This window comes from Marisediminitalea lipolytica, assembly GCF_001758465.1.
GTDB lineage: Bacteria > Pseudomonadota > Gammaproteobacteria > Enterobacterales > Alteromonadaceae > Alteromonas > Alteromonas lipolytica.
Genome location: NZ_MJIC01000016.1, coordinates 16,671 through 34,107 on the forward strand (window position 1 = coordinate 16,671; position 17,437 = coordinate 34,107).

Annotated in this window: 20 protein-coding genes; 9 read left to right on the forward strand and 11 right to left on the reverse strand. The window is 48.7% G+C overall.

Going from position 1 to position 17,437, the window contains the following annotated elements:
• Window positions 1–194: 194 nt before the first annotated feature.
• From BFC17_RS18485 to BFC17_RS18495, 3 genes are all read right to left on the reverse strand, one after another.
• A complete protein-coding gene (locus BFC17_RS18485) occupies window positions 195–890 on the reverse strand; it encodes a ChrR family anti-sigma-E factor (RefSeq protein ID WP_070178008.1) in 696 nt (231 codons plus the stop codon).
• The gene (locus BFC17_RS18490) at window positions 883–1,494 is read right to left on the reverse strand and encodes a sigma-70 family RNA polymerase sigma factor (protein ID WP_070178009.1); all 612 of its coding nucleotides are present in this window, start codon (window positions 1,492–1,494) and stop codon (window positions 883–885) included. The genes BFC17_RS18485 and BFC17_RS18490 overlap by 8 nt, the downstream gene beginning before the upstream one ends.
• A 69-nt stretch (window positions 1,495–1,563) precedes the next feature.
• Window positions 1,564–2,139, reverse strand: a complete 576-nt coding sequence (locus BFC17_RS18495; RefSeq protein ID WP_083271872.1) for an LON peptidase substrate-binding domain-containing protein — start codon at window positions 2,137–2,139, stop codon at window positions 1,564–1,566.
• Between the two features lie 181 nt (window positions 2,140–2,320).
• Here BFC17_RS18495 and BFC17_RS18500 point away from each other — a divergent pair, with 181 nt between their 5' ends.
• Genes BFC17_RS18500 through BFC17_RS18520 form a run of 5 tightly spaced genes read left to right on the forward strand, consistent with a single transcriptional unit; the run spans window position 2,321 to window position 6,738 of the window.
• Window positions 2,321–2,755: a nuclear transport factor 2 family protein gene (locus BFC17_RS18500; RefSeq protein WP_070178011.1), complete on the forward strand. Its 435-nt coding sequence runs from the start codon at window positions 2,321–2,323 to the stop codon at window positions 2,753–2,755.
• Entirely contained in the window at window positions 2,752–3,462 is a 711-nt protein-coding gene (locus BFC17_RS18505) for an SDR family NAD(P)-dependent oxidoreductase (protein ID WP_070178012.1), read from the forward strand. Before BFC17_RS18500 ends, BFC17_RS18505 begins: the two co-directional genes overlap by 4 nt.
• Window positions 3,463–3,484: 22 nt before the next feature.
• On the forward strand, window positions 3,485–4,747 hold the full coding sequence (locus BFC17_RS18510) for an NAD(P)/FAD-dependent oxidoreductase (protein ID WP_070178013.1): 1,263 nt from the start codon (window positions 3,485–3,487) through the stop codon (window positions 4,745–4,747).
• Window positions 4,747–5,481: a DUF1365 domain-containing protein gene (locus BFC17_RS18515; protein WP_070178014.1), complete on the forward strand. Its 735-nt coding sequence runs from the start codon at window positions 4,747–4,749 to the stop codon at window positions 5,479–5,481. Before BFC17_RS18510 ends, BFC17_RS18515 begins: the two co-directional genes overlap by 1 nt.
• A gap of 3 nt (window positions 5,482–5,484) precedes the next feature.
• A complete protein-coding gene (locus tag BFC17_RS18520) occupies window positions 5,485–6,738 on the forward strand; it encodes an SAM-dependent methyltransferase (RefSeq protein WP_070178015.1) in 1,254 nt (417 codons plus the stop codon).
• Between the two features lie 19 nt (window positions 6,739–6,757).
• Here BFC17_RS18520 and BFC17_RS18525 read toward each other — a convergent pair whose 3' ends face one another.
• Together BFC17_RS18525 and pomA are read right to left on the reverse strand one after the other, a co-directional pair.
• Window positions 6,758–7,696: a flagellar motor protein MotB gene (locus BFC17_RS18525; protein ID WP_070178016.1), complete on the reverse strand. Its 939-nt coding sequence runs from the start codon at window positions 7,694–7,696 to the stop codon at window positions 6,758–6,760.
• Window positions 7,697–7,701: 5 nt separating this feature from the next.
• A complete protein-coding gene (gene pomA, locus BFC17_RS18530) occupies window positions 7,702–8,463 on the reverse strand; it encodes a flagellar motor protein PomA (RefSeq protein WP_070178017.1) in 762 nt (253 codons plus the stop codon).
• Between the two features lie 327 nt (window positions 8,464–8,790).
• On the opposite strand from pomA, the gene xseB reads away from it, so the two are divergent.
• The 4 genes from xseB to BFC17_RS18555 all read left to right on the forward strand — a co-directional run bounded on the left by xseB (window position 8,791) and on the right by BFC17_RS18555 (window position 13,146).
• Entirely contained in the window at window positions 8,791–9,039 is a 249-nt protein-coding gene (gene xseB / locus BFC17_RS18540) for an exodeoxyribonuclease VII small subunit (protein ID WP_373287200.1), read from the forward strand.
• 1 nt (window position 9,040) lies between these two features.
• Window positions 9,041–9,931 (forward strand): farnesyl diphosphate synthase, encoded by an 891-nt coding sequence (locus BFC17_RS18545; RefSeq protein ID WP_070178020.1) that lies wholly within the window; start codon window positions 9,041–9,043, stop codon window positions 9,929–9,931.
• 40 nt (window positions 9,932–9,971) lie between these two features.
• On the forward strand, window positions 9,972–11,834 hold the full coding sequence (dxs, locus tag BFC17_RS18550) for a 1-deoxy-D-xylulose-5-phosphate synthase (RefSeq protein ID WP_070178021.1): 1,863 nt from the start codon (window positions 9,972–9,974) through the stop codon (window positions 11,832–11,834).
• A gap of 160 nt (window positions 11,835–11,994) precedes the next feature.
• Window positions 11,995–13,146, forward strand: coding sequence for a DUF3095 family protein (locus tag BFC17_RS18555; RefSeq protein WP_070178022.1), 1,152 nt, complete (start codon window positions 11,995–11,997; stop codon window positions 13,144–13,146).
• Here the strand turns inward: BFC17_RS18555 and BFC17_RS18560 are convergent.
• The 6 genes from BFC17_RS18560 to BFC17_RS18585 form a co-directional block, all read right to left on the reverse strand.
• The gene (locus BFC17_RS18560) at window positions 13,133–13,618 is read right to left on the reverse strand and encodes a phosphatidylglycerophosphatase A family protein (RefSeq protein WP_070178023.1); all 486 of its coding nucleotides are present in this window, start codon (window positions 13,616–13,618) and stop codon (window positions 13,133–13,135) included. The genes BFC17_RS18555 and BFC17_RS18560 overlap by 14 nt on opposite strands.
• A complete protein-coding gene (thiL, locus tag BFC17_RS18565; RefSeq protein WP_070178024.1) occupies window positions 13,618–14,583 on the reverse strand; it encodes a thiamine-phosphate kinase in 966 nt (321 codons plus the stop codon). The genes BFC17_RS18560 and thiL overlap by 1 nt, the downstream gene beginning before the upstream one ends.
• Before the next feature lie 69 nt (window positions 14,584–14,652).
• Window positions 14,653–15,075, reverse strand: a complete 423-nt coding sequence (gene nusB, locus BFC17_RS18570; RefSeq protein ID WP_070178025.1) for a transcription antitermination factor NusB — start codon at window positions 15,073–15,075, stop codon at window positions 14,653–14,655.
• Between the two features lie 10 nt (window positions 15,076–15,085).
• Window positions 15,086–15,562 carry a 6,7-dimethyl-8-ribityllumazine synthase gene (gene ribH, locus BFC17_RS18575; protein ID WP_070178026.1) on the reverse strand — a complete coding sequence of 159 codons (477 nt, stop codon included), beginning with the start codon at window positions 15,560–15,562 and terminating at the stop codon, window positions 15,086–15,088.
• 74 nt (window positions 15,563–15,636) lie between these two features.
• Window positions 15,637–16,737 carry a bifunctional 3,4-dihydroxy-2-butanone-4-phosphate synthase/GTP cyclohydrolase II gene (gene ribBA, locus BFC17_RS18580; RefSeq protein WP_070178027.1) on the reverse strand — a complete coding sequence of 367 codons (1,101 nt, stop codon included), beginning with the start codon at window positions 16,735–16,737 and terminating at the stop codon, window positions 15,637–15,639.
• Window positions 16,738–16,757: 20 nt separating this feature from the next.
• The gene (locus BFC17_RS18585) at window positions 16,758–17,417 is read right to left on the reverse strand and encodes a riboflavin synthase (protein ID WP_070178028.1); all 660 of its coding nucleotides are present in this window, start codon (window positions 17,415–17,417) and stop codon (window positions 16,758–16,760) included.
• Window positions 17,418–17,437: the final 20 nt, after the last annotated feature.

The window sequence follows — 17,437 nt, forward strand, 5'->3', positions numbered from 1 at the left end:
AGTAACAACTGCGCAATCATCGGTGATTCGTATTTTTCAAGTCCGTTTTGACCAGAATACCAACGAAACCTGAGTTGCACCACCAGCGTTGGCAAGGCTAACGTAAACTTTCATTAACGATTAGGAAATGTAGCGGAGAGTTTCATCAAAAAGCAAAAATGGGAGACAAAAAAACAGGCCTCATGGGCCTGTTTTTATCTGAAAAACAAATGACTGAATGGGTTGAGCAACCGCGCAATACCTGATGTGAAATGCAGCGGCTGGTCTACGATACTAAAAACCAGACATCCCTCAGGCGCATCGGACTTGGGCGCGTGAGTGTGATCACCATTCATGTAAATAAAATCACCAGAGTCGTACTGGTTCATTCCATCAGAGAATTCACCATTGATCACCAGTGTCAGCTCAGAACCACGGTGGGTATGTTCTGGTACGGTGCCGCCTTTTTCCATGTAAATAAAGTTCGCGACGCCATCGTATCCAAGATCAACCGGTGCTTGCCACAGCTTACCCACCAAAGACGACCAATTGCCTTTTTTCTGGACTAACCGGTGTAGCGACTTTGGCAATTCAAACGTTTTACCGTCAAGCTCAATGGTGGTTGATAAAGCCTCTTGCTCTAACGTATTTACCCGGGCTCGATCGCGTGGTTCGGCAGCCGGTTGCTGAGTAATATTAGCCAGCATCATGTCAAACTGCGGGTCGTAACTGGCCGCAGCCGACTCTAGCTCAAGATGGTCAAAAGCAAACTCTGCAGTTTTCGTATCAACCAGGTCCCGGCAATACTTGCACATATCACAGTGGGCTGACACCATTAATGACTCTGCCGGCGCCAGGATTCCCGTCACAAACTGCTCAATAAGTTCAGGGGTTGGATGGAACTTAATCATAATCGCTTATCATACCTTTAAGACGCTGAAGCGCGAGACGGGTTCTGGACTTAACCGTTCCCAGAGGAATTTCCAGCTCATCAGCAATTTCTTGTTGCGACTTACCTTCAATGTAGATAGCTTCCAGAACAATTTTTTGCTTTTCAGGTAAGTCTTCAAACAAATGACCAATTTGTTCCAGCGTCACTTGCTCGTCTAAGGCTTGCTCGTTGGCATCCGGCGTTTGTTCGCAAAGCACTGGCCACAGGTCGTCCGCACAAATATCTTCCTTGCGGTTCTGCACCTTACGGAGCATATCGAAACGAATATTCCTGGCTATGGTAAAAATCCACGTGGAAGGGGAGCCTTTTTCTGAGTTAAACAGATGCGCCTTTTGCCACACGTTAGACATGGTGTCCTGAACCAGTTCCATGGCAAGCGCCTCATTACCCAGTTGCTTAAGGGCATAAGAGCGAAGTCGTGGAGCGAAAAAGCCAAACACCCGCGCGAAGGACACCTTACACCTGTCCTCGGCTACCTTAACCAGGTAGTCAGACATTTCAACTGCACATTCTTTAGGTTCTATTGCACTGTTCTCGTGTTCCAAAGGAATTCCAACAAGCATAAATTTTGTCCGATTTTGTCCGTATGATATTAATCCATACGCGACAAAATGTGATCTGGATCAATTTTATTATCTCACCAGCTCATTTATGTAGTCTAACACCTTTTTACAATTATGTTCGTTAAGGAAAGCCTGTTTATTCGCGGCATCCACGGGCAATAGCTCTAACCAGCGGTAGATCACCCACAGTGGTTCGGAGAATTTAAGTTCAGGATAGAGCCTGGCAATTTCCGGATATTTATCGTAAATAATCTGCAGTTTGTCGCGTAGCGGCTCGATATCACCCTCTTCAACTTCGGCATTCCAGTCTTCAATCGGATCGCAAACTCCTACCCGTAAACCATCAGGTTCTGTCGTTACCTCTGACACCCGCACACAGTATTCGCCCTCGACTTTAATGCCCAGTAACCCATCTTCAAGCAAGTCAAAATCTACAATTCTGCATAATGTACCAATAGGGAAGATATGCTCGTTTTTCTGTTGATCGCCCCGGGAATTAAGCATGCACAGCACAAACCGACCACTGCCCCCACACGCTTCCTTAACCATTCGCACATAACGGGGTTCAAAAATCCTCAATGCCATGTGCCCACCAGGCAACAAGTGGGCAGACAAAGGAAACAAAGGCAGTGAATGGTCAGACATAAGCTCGTTCTTTACAAAATTGTATACTAAAACCAAAAACACATACGCCGGCTAAAACCATTTGGATCTATTAATGGCTGCGCAAAACAACAATGTAGAAAAAAGTCCGGGCGGATGATCTAACCACCAGCACCGAAGGTATATGAGGATAAGCTTATAAAATGCATGGAAATACCCACAGGTGAACTTTGAGCAACGCTTTAACTTAATCTACAAGGATTTACTTAATACTGACACTGAAGAGTTGGCGTCAATCTATCACGATGACATTATTTTTGTAGATCCCATCACTACTCATCAGGGGCTTGCTGCGGTTAAAGCTTATTTCGCGCGACTATTAACCAGTACTGAGGCCTGCGAATTTGATATTCACCTGATGCAGGATTGCCGGACGCCTGCAGACGCTAATTACGATTATTTAGTGGAGTGGACGATGCGACTGACGCTTAAGAATCAGTCCCGCCTGATAACAGTAGATGGGGTGTCAGTGCTTAAACTCACCGACGATAAAATTATTTATCATCGCGACTATTATGATTTAGGCGAAATGGTTTACGAACATATTCCACTGCTTAAGCAAGTCATTCACTTTGTTAAAAAGAAACTGAACTCATGAAAACCATTCTTATTACTGGCGCAACCTCGGGCATAGGAGAAGCCCTGGCGATACACGCAGCACAAAGCGGATATAAAGTGCTGGCTTGCGGCAGGAACCAGCAAAAACTGGGGCAGTTAGCTAAAGACTTCGGCGTAGAACCAGTTCAATTTGACGTTACCGACGAACAAGCTACCCTGGATGCCCTCAACGAGGTTAATTTTGATATTGCGGTACTCAACGCCGGTACCTGCGAATATGTTGACCTGCCCGAATTTGAACCCGCGATGTTCAGACGAGTGTTTGAAGTCAATTTTTTCGGCATCATCAATTGCGTTAACGCTTTGCTACCTAAATCTAAAGCTGGCACACAGCTGGTCATCATCGATTCAATGGCCAGATTGTTTCCTTTTACCCGTAGTCAGGCCTATGGCGCCAGCAAAGCGGCGGTCCACTATTTTACCCAAAGTATGAAGATCGACTTAAAACAAAGGGGTATAGTGGTTCAATCGGTTTCTCCCGGATTTGTAGAAACCCCGTTAACTGACAAAAATGACTTTGATATGCCTATGAAAATTACCGCCAGGGAAGCGGCGCAAGCGCTGTTAACCGGCATTGAGCAAAAGCGCTCTGCTGTTTATTTCCCAACCGCTTTTGGCCTGATTTTACGAACCCTTTTCCGCTTACCTGGACGTCTTCAGGTATGGCTTTCAGCAAAACTACAATAACCATGATGGCGGACTGAGCCCTATGAAAAAAGACATTGCCATAATTGGCACCGGGATATCAGGTTTAACCTGTGCGCATTTACTCCACGAAAAGCACAATATCACCGTTTATGAAGCCAATGACTATATTGGCGGCCACACAGCCACCAAGGATGTCACCGTACATGGCCAGCCCTACGCTATCGACACTGGCTTTATCGTATTTAACGACTGGACGTATCCTAATTTTATCAAACTGATAAACCAGTTAGGCGTAGATTACCAGCCTACCGAAATGAGTTTCTCTGTGCGTCACGAGGGGTCAAATATTGAGTATAATGGTCATAACCTCAATACCCTGTTTGCCCAGCGACGCAACCTGTTGCGCCCCCGTTTCTGGCAAATTGTGCGCGACATTGTTCGCTTTAATAACCTGTGCAAGGAAACGCTTGAACAGGAGCAGGACACCAGCGGTCAGACCTTGTCTTCTTTTATTGCCCAACATGGTTTCAGCGACGATTTCAGCGAACACTATATTTATCCGATGTGCGCGGCCATCTGGTCTGCCAGCCTGGAACAAACCAAGGCGTTTCCGCTGACGTTCTTTCTGCAATTTTTTAATAATCATGGCTTACTGAATGTTAGCGATAGGCCGCAGTGGTATACCATCAAAGGCGGCTCCCGCGAATACATCGCACCGCTGGTAAAACCCTTTGCCGACCGAGTCAGACTCAGCTCTCCGATTAGCCGGGTAGAACATACCGGCGGCGGTATTGCGGTTACCACAGCGGTAGGACAAACGGATTACTTTGATGAAGTGATCTTTGCCTGTCATAGCGATCAGGCGCTAGCCATGCTGGCGCATCCAACCGAAGAGCACCAACGTATACTGGGTAAGATTGGATATGCAGAGAATGACGTGGTACTTCATTATGACACCCGCCAATTGCCTCGGCGCAAAGCGGCCTGGGCGAGCTGGAATTATCGACTGACAGGCGATCCTCATGAACAGGAGCGCCCAACCGCGGTTACCTACGACATGAATATCCTGCAACGACTACAGGCTCCAGAGACTTTTTGTGTCAGTCTGAACACGCCGGATATCGATGGGCAAAAGATCCTTGGCACTTATTCCTATGCTCACCCTCAGTTCAGTGAAGATATGGTCAGAGCGCAGCAACAGCGAGCCGAAATCTGCGGTAAAGACAGCCTGCATTTTTGCGGGGCTTACTGGTATAACGGATTTCACGAAGACGGGGTGCGTTCTGCGCTGGATGTCTGCGAACGATTCGGAGCACGCTTGTAATGGACAGCGCCATCTGTACAGGGAAAGTTACCCATCAGCGCTTTCGGCCTACTCAGCACGAGTTTGAGTACGGCATTGCCATGATGTGGCTAAATCTGGATGAAGTGAATCTGCTGGCGCGCACGGTAAAGGGGTTTTCCAATACCGGCCGGGCAGCTTTTGAATTTCGCCGCAGCGATTACCTGGGCGCAAACGACATTCCCCTTAAGCAGGCCGTGCTTAAAAAAATGAACGAGCTTGCCAGCGGGCAGTCCCTTAGCGGCGAGGTGTTTTTACTTGGTCAGGCCCGGCATTTCGGGCTCTACTTCAGCCCCGTCAATTTTTATTTTTTGCGTAACCGGCAAACTGGCATTTTCACTTATATGCTGGCCGAGGTCAGTAATACTCCCTGGAACGAAAGACACTATTATCTGGTTGATCTATCCCGCCAGGAAGATACGCCTAAGGCGTTCCATGTATCCCCGTTCAATCCGATTGACATGGTGTACAAATGGCACATTCAGGCACCTTCTGATGCCTTTAGCGTGGGCCTGAGTTGTTATAAGCAAAACAAGCATTTTACTGCGTTGATGCATTTAAAGTTAAATCCATTAAACTCAAATACGATTAGAAACGTAATTAAATCAATCCCGAATATGACACTCAGAACGGTCATCGGAATTTACTGGCAGGCAGTTAAGTTATGGATAAAACGCACACCGGTATATTCACATCCGATTAATAGTCAGGAATAGATCATGGCAAACAGTGAAACAGCGCTAGTAGCGCCCCTTACGTTTTCTTTTATTGAACGTTACTCCAGACAGATTTTTATCAGTCTGATGCAGTCGTTACCCGAAGGGTATCTGGTTATCAAAGAAAACGGCAGACTGGTCGCCCAATGCGGCAATCCCACCAGCGATTTGCACGCCGAAGTGGACATGCATTCGCCACAGGTTTACAAAAAGCTGTTAATTGGCGGCAGCGTAGCTTCAGGTGAGACCTACACCGCCGGATTATGGACCAGCCCGGAGCTGACTAACGTTATCCGCTTGTTTGCCCGTAATCTTCCCACTCTGGATCGCTGGGAGTCGCGTTTTAAATGGCTCAGCTTCCCCTTTGACAAGATTCAGCATCTGATGCGTCGCAATACCCACGATCAGGCGAAAAAGAATATCGCGGCCCACTATGATTTGGGCAACACGCTTTACACCCATTTTTTGGATGAGAGCATGATGTATTCATCGGCGATTTATCCGGATACCAACGCGTCGCTGGCCGATGCGCAGTTTCATAAACTGCATACGATTTGCAGTAAACTCCGCCTGACGCCCGATGACCACTTAATTGAAATTGGTACCGGCTGGGGCGGCCTGGCAGTGCATGCGGCCAAACATTTTGGCTGTCGCGTCACCACCACTACCATTTCAGAAGAACAGTATGCCTATGCCGTTGACTGGGTAAACCGCGAAGGGTTACAGGATAAAATTACGCTGCTCAAAAAGGATTACCGCTTACTGGAAGGTACCTACACCAAGCTGGTGTCTATCGAAATGATAGAAGCCGTAGGTAAACCTTATCTTAACGAATTCTTTAAAAAATGCGCGAGCCTGCTGACACCTGAGGGGCTGATGCTACTGCAATCAATTACCATTGATGACCGTCGCTACGATAGTTACCACAAAGGTGTCGATTTTATTCAAAAACATATCTTCCCCGGCGGTTTCCTGCCCTCGCAGCTGGTGCTTAATCAACATATTAAGCAGGCCAGTGATTTATCTATTCGCGATCTGCAGGATATCGGACTGGATTATGCAACAACCCTGCGTGACTGGTTTGATGCCTTTACCGCGGCAAAAGATAAGCTGGCCGCACACGGCTATGATGAACGCTTTGCCCGTATGTGGGAATACTACTTAAAATACTGTGAAGGTGGTTTTCTGGAGCGCACCATTAGTACCGTGCAGCTGGTACTCAGCAAGCCGCGTTATGTGGATCCACTTACCCGCTAAGCGGGTAAGTAAGCTTAAACTACTGATCCTGATTTAACACCGAAATCGGCTTTGAGCGAATGGGCTCGCCCTGGTTGATGTTAATTTCGACCCGGCGGTTACTGGCCAGCTCTTCTGGTGTTTGAGGATCTTCAAAAAGCGGATCGTTGCTGGCTTTACCTACCACTGACATTCTGGCTTCATCAAACCCCGGGGCCAGTCTTAATGCTTCTGCAACGGCCACTGCGCGCTGAGCAGATAAATCCCAGTTAGAGCTGTAGAGTTCATTGGAAATTTGCTGCTTGTCACTGTGTCCGGACACTTCGATTTGGCCCGGCATATCCGCCAGAATCTCACCAATTTTACGAATAACCGGGCGAAATTGTGGCTGTAAAAATGCCGAGCCAGCCGAAAACGAACCGTTCTCTCTGATTCGAATGGTGATTTGCTGACCCAGGGATTCCATTTCGATAGACCCGTCAAGAATTTGCTTTTGCAGCTGCTGAGCGACTTTTTTCATCATTTCAGCCACCTGTTCCTGATTGGCCGCGGCCTGACTCGCGGCTGACTGGTCAGCAGCCGTTTGTTGAGACTGCCCCCCCCGCTGGGTGCCCCGCTGTTTCTGGCGGCCACCGGCAGAGTCCTCATCACCAGCCTGAAACTCCAGCATCTGCTGAGTCATATCGATAGTTTGCTGTTGGATAGTATCAATGGGCGTGGGATCCGGTCGACCAGGACGGAACTCCATGGCAATCACACTGGTTCCCTTAGGAATGTCTTTTACTTCGATTTTATTTTGCACACCAAAAGCAAACTTCATGGAACCGGCAATTTGCTTAAACTTGAGTACATCCATCTCGGAAAACGCCAGCAGCAGTACAAAGAAGCACATCAACAGCGACATCAGGTCCGCAAAAGTCCCCATCCACGCGGGGAGACCTTCGGGGGGGCATTTGGGGCATTCTTCTTCCTGCGACATGACGGCTACTCTTCTTCTGCTGCGCCACGCTTACTGGCGGCCAGATAATTTTTCAGGATCCCTTCGATAACACGAGGGTTCTGACCGTCGGCGATCCCAACTATGCCGTCCAGTATCAGTGACTGATTGAGCTTCTCTTCGTTAAGACGGTTGCTGAGTTTAGCAGCAATGGGCAAACAAATAACGTTAGCCAAAAATGCCCCGTAGAGTGTGGTCAACAAGGCTACCGCCATGGCAGGTCCGATGGCTTTCGGGTCATCCATGTTTGATAACATGGCAACCAGCCCGATGAGCGTACCGATCATCCCCATGGCGGGCGCAACGTCACCGAGACCTTTAAAAATAGTCACGCCGAACTCGTGGCGTTCGGTAGTCATTGAAATGTCTTTCGCCAGGGTTGCCCGCACCACATCAATGTCGTGGCCATCCACCAGCATATCAACGCCTTTTTGCATAAAAGGATTCACGATTTCGGCTTCTTCTAACGCCAAAAATCCACCTTTACGAGCTGCATCAGCCATTTCAACCACTTTCTCGATAAGATCTTCCGGCGTATCAATTTTAAACATGAACGCCTTACCGGCAATCTTACCGGCCCCGAAGAACTGACCCAGCGTAAACTGTGACATTACAACAAAAAGGCTACCGCAAAATACGATAAGTACCGAAGGTACGTCGACGAACATGCTGAGATCCCCACCGAGGATCATGGCCATTACAATAAAGCCAATGCCGCCTAACATACCAACCAGGGTTGCTAAATCCACTTGTATCCCTCACTTCATCACTTATTCAGGGCGAAACTGAATTAATGGTGTTAAATATAGCTGTGAATTTATCACAATGCCTTCTTACTCAAAGCAAAGTAATTATCAAAGCGCAATTTATTTTATGCTTGCTTGTCATTCTATCGGCAGCTATTTTTTTTTCTACACCGATATTGAGATAGTTTTCAGCCTGGTTAAACGCAAAATATTCAGTATTTACAGTTATCCGAACCAAAACCCCCGCCACTGCGCCTAAACCATTTGACCCTTGCCCAGCCCTCGGTTAATGTGCCCCTTTTACGCAAAATGAGACCAAAAGAGGGTTCCGTGAGCGATAAAGCCACTCCAGCCAATCCGTCGTTTGAACAAACCATCAGTGAACTGGAAGCCATTGTTAATGAAATGGAACAGGGAGATTTACCCCTGCACGAAGCACTGCAAAAGTTTGAGCGCGGTATCGAGTTATCCCGCCTGAGTCAAAAAGCCCTGGTTGAGGCTGAACAAAAGGTCCGCATCCTGACCGAGCAAAACGGTGACAGTCAGTTGCAGGATTTTGCTGCAGATAACGAGGACTAACATGCAACTTGCTTCATTGCATCAGCTCATCAAAGAGCGCATTGATGCCAGTCTGCAAGACACCATAACCCAGTTAGATGATGCTGCGCCACAGTTAAAACAGGCCATGCTTTATGCCCTGACCAACGGCGGCAAGCGAATGCGTCCGTTGTTGGTGCATCTGACCGGCAATATGCTGGATATTCCGGATAACGATCAACGCGCCATTAGTATGGCCATTGAGTGTATTCATGCCTACTCACTGGTTCATGATGACTTACCGGCAATGGACGATGATGATTTACGCCGGGGCAACCCCACTTGTCATATTGCGTTTAACGAGGCAACTGCCATCCTGGCGGGTGATGCACTGCAAACTCAGGCATTTACCATTCTGGCCGAACACCCTATGAGCAACTATGCCAATCAGCAACGGGCAAAACTGGTCGCTACCCTCGCCCGGGCTGCGGGCTATCAGGGCATGTGCGGCGGACAGGCGATTGATTTAGCAGCAACCGGCAAAGCCATAACGCTGGACCAGCTTAAGCAACTGCACCAGTTAAAAACCGGTGCGCTACTCACGGCTTGTGTGGAAATGGTGTGTCAGGTCACTGAGCAATTACCCCGGCAACACCAGCAGGCACTATGTCGGTTTGCCAGCCTGATTGGCCTTGCATTTCAGGTCCAGGATGACATTCTTGATGTCACCGCAACTACTGAAACCCTGGGTAAACCCATGGGTTCTGATGAAGCTCAGGGTAAAAATACCTTCCCTTCACTACTCGGACTGGAAGGCGCCCGTCAGGAGTTAGCAAAATTACATCAAGAGGCGCTTCAAGCCTTGGCCGGTTTGCCCTACAATACCGACTACTTAGTAGCCTTTACCGATTTGATGGTCAGTCGTAGTCATTAATACGAAGACAGACCAACCCAACGTATCAGAATAATAAATAATGACTCTAGATTTAGCGCACTATCCGACTCTTGCCCTGGCCCGGTCTCCTGAACAACTGCGCAAGCTTCCGCAGGAAAAACTGCGCACACTGGCTGATGAACTTCGCCAGTACCTGCTGACCTGCGTAAGTCAAAGCAGCGGCCATTTTGCATCAGGCCTGGGAACCGTAGAACTCACTGTCGCGTTACACTACATTTATAATACGCCCTTCGACCGCCTGATCTGGGATGTGGGTCATCAGGCTTACCCGCATAAAATCCTGACTGGCCGCGCCGAGCAAATGTCCACGATCCGTAAAAAGGATGGTTTACATCCTTTTCCATGGCCACCGGAAAGTGAGTTTGACACTTTCGCTGTGGGTCACTCATCAACGTCAATCAGTGCTGCACTGGGCATGGCAATAGCCGCAGAAAAAGAACAGTCTGGCCGAAAAGTAGTGGCGGTGATTGGCGATGGCGCTATGACTGCCGGTATGGCATTTGAAGCAATGAACCATGCAGGCGATATCAGCAAGGATTTGGTTGTTGTCCTTAATGACAACGAAATGTCTATTTCTGAAAATGTGGGGGCTTTAAACAGTCACCTGGCGCGCTTACTAACCGGTAACCTGTTTAACAGCATCCGTGATGGCGGTAAGAAGCTCTTGAGCAACGTCCCCCCCATCAAAGAATTCGCCAGCCGCGCCGAAGAACATATTAAAGGCATGGTGGTGCCCGGAACCATCTTCGAGGAACTGGGCTTTAACTACATCGGCCCGATTGATGGGCACGATATCAACGGCGTAGTGGATACTCTGCGCAACATGCGTAAGTTTAAAGGCCCGCAATTACTGCACGTAGTAACGCGTAAAGGCAAAGGGTACCCGGAAGCCGAAAAAGACCCGATTAAATTTCATGCGGTACCTAAATTTAATCCTGCCGAGCAAGCACTACCAAAGGCAAAAGCCTCTAAGCCAACATTTTCTGCCATTTTTGGCAACTGGTTATGCGACATGGCCAAACAGGATCCTAAGTTAATGGCGATTACCCCGGCCATGCGGGAGGGTTCAGGCATGGTGGCATTTTCCCAGCAATTCCCGGAGCAATATTTTGACGTCGCCATTGCAGAGCAACACGCTGTGACACTGGGCGCCGGGATAGCTAAAGAAGGCCTGAATGCGGTAGTTGCAATTTACTCAACATTTTTACAGCGCGCCTACGATCAGCTAATTCATGATGTCGCCCTGCAAAATTTACCGGTTCTGTTTGCTATAGACCGTGCCGGTATTGTCGGAGCCGATGGTCCAACTCACCAGGGTGCATTTGACATCGCCTTCCTGCGCTGTATTCCTAACATGATTGTGATGACACCCGCCGATGAAAACGAGTGTCGGCAGATGCTTTATACCGGCCATATTGCTAATGCACCGGCAGCGGTTCGCTATCCGCGTGGTGCAGGCAAAGGGATCACACCTGAAGTCACCATGACAGCGCTGGAAATAGGCAAAAGCCGCACGCTGCGCCAGGGTCAGAAGATTGCCATACTAAACTTCGGTACCCTGCTGCCGTTTGCTGAAGCAGCAGCAGAAGAACTCAATGCCAGCCTTGTCGACATGCGTTTTGTAAAACCACTGGATACCGCAATTCTGGAAGAACTCAAAGCCACTCATGAGTGCTTCGTTACCCTGGAAGATGGCTGTGTAATGGGTGGAGCCGGTAGCGCAGTAGTAGAATATGTGATGCAAAACCGGTTAAAAACGGATGTGCTTACCCTCGGCTTACCCGACGAATTTATCTTACAGGGTACCCAGGAAGAGATGTACGCCGAACTGGGCCTCGATAGCGCAGGCATCGTGAGCCGCGTTACTGATTATCTGGCCTGATTTTATTGATAGCGCCGCCTGACGGTGCTATGCCATTCTGGTAGCCCACCATCTAAAGTAGCAGGCATAAAGCCTGCTACTTTAATAGACAACCCTCAGCCAACTTGTATACTCAATGAGTACCTCTTAACCAGCGGGCGTTGTCGCGAACCTGATATCTATGAATTCTGCTTCTTTTTATGCTGACTTACCTGTAGAGGAAGATTTTTCGCATATCGCCGACCCCGATAGGTTTTATGCCGTACCACAAGACTGGCTGGTCGTTATCTCAGATATTCGTGGCTCGACCCAGGCCATGTTGCAGGGTAAGTACAAGCAAATCAATGCCACCGCGGTAGCCATGATTGTTGCCGTTAGAAACTGCTTTAACGAACTTGACCTGCCCTTTGTTTTTGGTGGAGATGGTGCCACCATTTGCGTGCCGTCTGGCAATGAGTCAGCGTTACAGCAGTGCCTCTCCTCATCCATCGCTAAAGCCGATATGATGGGTCTGAATTTGCGGGCTGCCGTAATTCCGGTTTCGACACTGTGTTTTGGCGAACAAACCGTGCTGGTGAGTAAATTTAAAGTATCAGAGCACTTCACCCAGGCTTTTTTTACCGGTGGCGGTATTAAATTTGCCGAAAAGATGCTTAAAGATCCGATATTAATCGGTGACTACCTCATAGAACCAAGCAGAGCTGACGCCGATTTTTCAGGATTTGAATGCCGCTGGGACAGCGTTGGCAGTCGCCATGGTGAAACATTATCGCTCATCATCGAGGCAAACGACCAGAGCAATTACGACAGCGCGTGGAAAGAAATTCAGCGGATTACCGGCGGTGCCGACGTCTGCCATCCCGTGCAGGCAGAACAACTCTCCTTCGCCTGGTCCCCCAAAGCGCTGGCCACCGAAATAGCCATTCGCAGCGATTCAGCTGCGCTTGTCGACCGGGTTAAAAAATACGCCAATATTGTGCTGATGAACCTGGTGGGCAGCTGGTTAATGAAGCGCAAAATTAAAACCGAAGAAACCGACTGGGGGAGTTACAAACAGGACTTTGTCGCCAATTGTGACTTTATTAAATTCGAAGACGGTCTGAAAATGTGTATCAGCTGCTCTCAGAGCCAGCGTCAGGCCATTGTTGACTACCTGACAGCGCAGGAACAGGCTGGTTATCTGAAGTTTGGCCATCATGTTGCCAGCGCGGCGTTAATCACCTGTATGATTAATTCGTATCAGTCGCGGCATATTCATTTTATCGATGGTGAACACGGTGGCTATAGCCTGGCGGCTGCCGCGTTAAAAAAGAAACTACTCACAGACCAGTAAGTAACAAGATCGCGTGTAAACTCACACAGGCCATGATGCCGGCAACAATGTCGTCCAGCATAATGCCAAGCCCGCCTGCGACATACTTATCAATGGGCTTTATGGGCCAGGGCTTTAAAATATCGAAAAAACGAAACAGCACAAAACCCAGCAAAACGGTAAGCGGACTAAGGGGAATCCAAAGGAAAGTCAGCAGAATACCGGCGACCTCGTCCCACACAATCGAGCCGTGGTCATGTACCTGCATATCATCTGCAGTTTTACCACACAGATAAATACCGAGCACACTGGCCAGCACAGCGGTAAGTAAAAGGGCATAAGGCGAAAGCCACAGAAAAGGTATTAGCAGTGGCAACGCTGCCAGCGAGCCAAAGGTCCCAGGCATAAGCGGGATCAGGCCACTACCAAAGCCCAATGCTAAAAAATGCACCGGATTTTTGAGTGATACCCGCCCACGCAGTACTTTATCCATTAAAACTGATGCTCGTAACCGGCGTCTTTGTCCAGTTCATACTTTGCGTCGTACAAACGAAGATCAAGTTGCCCGGTGTAGCCATTCACCTGACCAATACAGGTTGCCTTTACGTTAGCGTTGGCCAGCGAGGTCTCCAGATTACCGCGCTGTTCTTCGTTAACGGTAAAGACCAGCTCATAATCGTCACCGGCGGACAAGGCATACCGATAAGCCTGCTGTGCACCAACGGTATCAAACAGAGCGGAAGACACCGGCAATCGATCAACATGAACAGTGGCACCACAGCCGGAAGCGCGCAAAATATGGCTTAAATCGGCTACCAGGCCATCAGAAACATCTATTCCGGTATTTGCTGTACGACGCAAGGAAGTACCGGCAAGCACCCTTGGCGTTGGGTAATAGTGACGGTTGATGAGGTAATCACGATGTTCTGCAGAAGCCTCTATGTTACCTTTAAGGATATCCAGACCCGCCCCGGCATCACCGAGATTACCCGTAACATAAATCCAGTCGCCCGGTTTGGCATTACTGCGCCGCAGTTCGGTATCCGGCGGAACAAATCCCTGCGCCGTTATCGTCAGGGCTAAAGGCCCGGTCACCGTATCCCCGCCGATTAGCTGGACAGAGTAATACTCGGTGAGCTCGTACAAACCGTTGACGAATTCGTCTATCCAGGCTTCATCATAAGACGGTAAGGATAAGGATAAGCTGATCCAAGCGGGTTCGGCACCGCAGGCGGCCAGGTCACTGAGGTTAACGGCCACAGCTTTGTAAGCCACTGAACGGGCGGGAGCATCAGCGAGAAAATGAACACCACTGATTAAGGTGTCAGTTGTAACAGCAAGATGCTGATTGTCCGGTACTTTAGTAATCGCACAATCGTCACCAATTCCCAGGATCACGTCTTTTCTTACGTGACCCCGCTGGGCAAAATACTGTTTAATCAGGTCAAACTCTTTCACAGTAATCCGGAAAGTTAAGTAAATTAAACGTCGAGCATCCTGCTCGCACTAACGATAGGAATACCCGGACTAACCGCGCTCATGGGGACGCAGGGTTTTCACCGCTTTGTCCAGCGCACCGTTGACAAACTTATGGCTATCTTCCGCGCCAAAGGATTTTGCCAGCTCTATCGCTTCATTAATAATGACCTTGTATGGGACATCCAGTTGTTCGGTTAGTTCAAAGGTTGCCAGACGTAAAATCGCTTTTTCGATAGGATCAAGCTCTTCAGGCAAACGACCGAGGTAAGGCTTGATGGTGGCATCAAGACCGGAAGCATTGCGAACCACACCACGCAGCAACAGCTGAAAATAAGCCGTATCAACTTTTTTCATGTCGTTGCTGGTTGCCAGGGACAGCTCAACCTGGTCTACCTGATTTTGGGTCATCTGCCAGGAATACACGCCCTGTAAGGCTAGTTCACGGGCACGACGGCGAGGAGATACTTTCACACCAGTACCCTTATGCCAGGTCGTCTAAAGCAGACATTACGTTAACCATTTCAAGCGCGCCTAAGGCGGCTTCTGAGCCTTTGTTACCAGCTTTAGTGCCAGAACGCTCAATGGCTTGTTCGATAGAGTCAGTGGTGATCACACCGAAAGACACCGGGATGCCGTACTCAAGAGATACCTGGGCCAGACCTTTATTGCACTCACCGGCAACAAAATCGAAATGCGGCGTACCACCACGGATTACCGCACCTAGGGCAATAATGGCATCAAACTTTTTAGACTCAGCAAGTTTCTTAGCGGCAACGGGTAACTCATAGGCACCAGGAACGCGAACCAGGGTTACGTCATCATCGCTTACTTCGCCATGACGCTCCAGTGTGTCCAGCGCGCCTTCCAGCAAACTTTCAACAACAAAGCTATTAAAACGTGAAACAACAATGGCAAATTTTTTGCCCGTCGCGCGAATATTACCTTCGATTACCTGCATTACCCAAATCCCGTATATGAAACCCGTAAGAAAAACGGCGCGAAGTATACCACAACAGCGCCAAAACCCAATCGTTAGTCGTGAATATACTCAACAACTTCCAGCCCAAAACCGGAAAGCGCGTGATATTTAATGGGTTTACTGAGTAAACGCATTTTTTGTACGCCCATGGCGGCCAGGATCTGACTCCCCACCCCTACAGTGCGCGACGATCCCTGCCAGTTTTTACCCACTGGTTGCTCGCCTTTGTCTTCGGCCGCAAAACGTAATAACTGCGACTCCAGATCTTCTTCTTTACCCAGTAACACCAGCACACCGCCTTCTTCGGCAATTTGCTGCATGGCATCTGGTAGCGCCATGGAACGCGAGATGCCGCGGGTAGAACCGAGCAGATCGCTCAGGGTATTATGCAGATGAACACGCACCAGCGTAGGATCCTGAGGGTTAATCTCGCCTTTCTTCAGTGCAAAGTGTAGCTGATTATCAATAACATCTTTAAAGGTAAGCAGTTCAAATTCACCAAACTGGGTAGGTAGTTTGCAACTGGTGACTTTCTGAATGGTTGTTTCGTTAAGATTACGGTATTCAATAAGGTCAGCAATGGTACCGATTTTAATATCATGCTCAGCCGCAAACGCTTCAAGCTGCGGACGACGAGCCATGGTGCCATCATCATTTAATATTTCGACAATAACCGCAGCGGGTTCACACCCGGCTAATCTGGCCAGATCCACGCCAGCTTCGGTATGTCCGGCACGATTGAGCACACCACCCGCTTTGGCAATCAGCGGGAAAATATGACCGGGCTGAACAATGTCACTGGCCTGGGCATCTTTACCCACGGCGGCAAGAATGGTCGTTGCGCGGTCTGCAGCAGAGATACCGGTGGTCACACCTTCAGCCGCTTCAATAGACACGGTGAAATTAGTCGAAAACTGGGCGTTATTGCGATCTACCATCAATGGCAGGTTCAGGCGCTGACAGCGCTCTGCGGTCATCGGCAGACAAACCAGTCCTCGCGCATGTTTAACCATAAAGTTAATGGCTTCAGGCGTCACATGCTCAGCAGCCATAATGATATCGCCTTCGTTTTCGCGATCTTCGTCATCCATCAGAATGACCATCTTGCCGAGCTTGATATCTTCGATTATTTCAGCGGTAGTATTTAATGCCATAAATTTTATTTCTTGTAGGGTTATTTTCTTAAAAAGCCGTTCTCGGCGAGAAATTCCAGACTGATATCCGCTTTTTTCTGCGCAGCTTTATCGCCTAACATCAGTCGTTCCAGATAGCGGGCTATAACGTCCACTTCCAGATTTACTTTTGTGCCGGTCTGGTAAGTCCCTAACACGGTTTCCTGTAAGGTGTGGGGAATGATCCACAACATAAACTCACTGCCATCGACCTTATTCACCGTCAGGCTCACACCATCAACGGTAATACTGCCTTTATGGGCAATGTATTTAGCCAGCTCATCCGGCGCTTTAATCCAGATTTCAACGTAGTCACTGTGTTGAATAATGCGCGACACAACACCAACGCCATCAACGTGACCCGACACGATATGGCCGCCAAAACGAGAATTTACCTGCATGGCTTTTTCCAGATTGACCCGGGTGCCCGGCTTATACTGGGCAAATCCGGTCAACCGAATCGTTTCTGCTGACACATCCGCACTGTAATGATGAGGGCTGTAATCGACCACAGTTAAACAAACGCCATTCGTTGCGATACTGTCGCCCAACGCAACGTCAGACATGTCGAGCTTGCCTGTCGCCACCTTAAGACGAATGGCATCGCCATGGTTGGCCATCGACTCGATGGTGCCAAGTGCTTCAATAATTCCAGTGAACATAGTCTTTTCTCGTGCCCTGC

Excerpts from the sequence above, each read along its gene's own strand:
- BFC17_RS18485 (WP_070178008.1), bottom strand. The coding sequence starts at position 890 with ATGATTAAGTTCCATCCAACCCCTGAACTTATTGAGCAGTTTGTGACG.
- ribH (WP_070178026.1), bottom strand. The coding sequence starts at position 15,562 with ATGCAGGTAATCGAAGGTAATATTCGCGCGACGGGCAAAAAATTTGCC.
- dxs (WP_070178021.1), top strand. The coding sequence starts at position 9,972 with ATGACTCTAGATTTAGCGCACTATCCGACTCTTGCCCTGGCCCGGTCT.
- BFC17_RS18505 (WP_070178012.1), top strand. The coding sequence starts at position 2,752 with ATGAAAACCATTCTTATTACTGGCGCAACCTCGGGCATAGGAGAAGCC.
- BFC17_RS18515 (WP_070178014.1), top strand. The coding sequence starts at position 4,747 with ATGGACAGCGCCATCTGTACAGGGAAAGTTACCCATCAGCGCTTTCGG.
- BFC17_RS18490 (WP_070178009.1), bottom strand. The coding sequence starts at position 1,494 with ATGCTTGTTGGAATTCCTTTGGAACACGAGAACAGTGCAATAGAACCT.
- BFC17_RS18520 (WP_070178015.1), top strand. The coding sequence starts at position 5,485 with ATGGCAAACAGTGAAACAGCGCTAGTAGCGCCCCTTACGTTTTCTTTT.
- BFC17_RS18495 (WP_083271872.1), bottom strand. The coding sequence starts at position 2,139 with ATGTCTGACCATTCACTGCCTTTGTTTCCTTTGTCTGCCCACTTGTTG.
- BFC17_RS18545 (WP_070178020.1), top strand. The coding sequence starts at position 9,041 with ATGCAACTTGCTTCATTGCATCAGCTCATCAAAGAGCGCATTGATGCC.
- BFC17_RS18525 (WP_070178016.1), bottom strand. The coding sequence starts at position 7,696 with ATGTCGCAGGAAGAAGAATGCCCCAAATGCCCCCCCGAAGGTCTCCCC.
- BFC17_RS18510 (WP_070178013.1), top strand. The coding sequence starts at position 3,485 with ATGAAAAAAGACATTGCCATAATTGGCACCGGGATATCAGGTTTAACC.
- BFC17_RS18585 (WP_070178028.1), bottom strand. The coding sequence starts at position 17,417 with ATGTTCACTGGAATTATTGAAGCACTTGGCACCATCGAGTCGATGGCC.
- BFC17_RS18555 (WP_070178022.1), top strand. The coding sequence starts at position 11,995 with ATGAATTCTGCTTCTTTTTATGCTGACTTACCTGTAGAGGAAGATTTT.
- BFC17_RS18560 (WP_070178023.1), bottom strand. The coding sequence starts at position 13,618 with ATGGATAAAGTACTGCGTGGGCGGGTATCACTCAAAAATCCGGTGCAT.
- ribBA (WP_070178027.1), bottom strand. The coding sequence starts at position 16,737 with ATGGCATTAAATACTACCGCTGAAATAATCGAAGATATCAAGCTCGGC.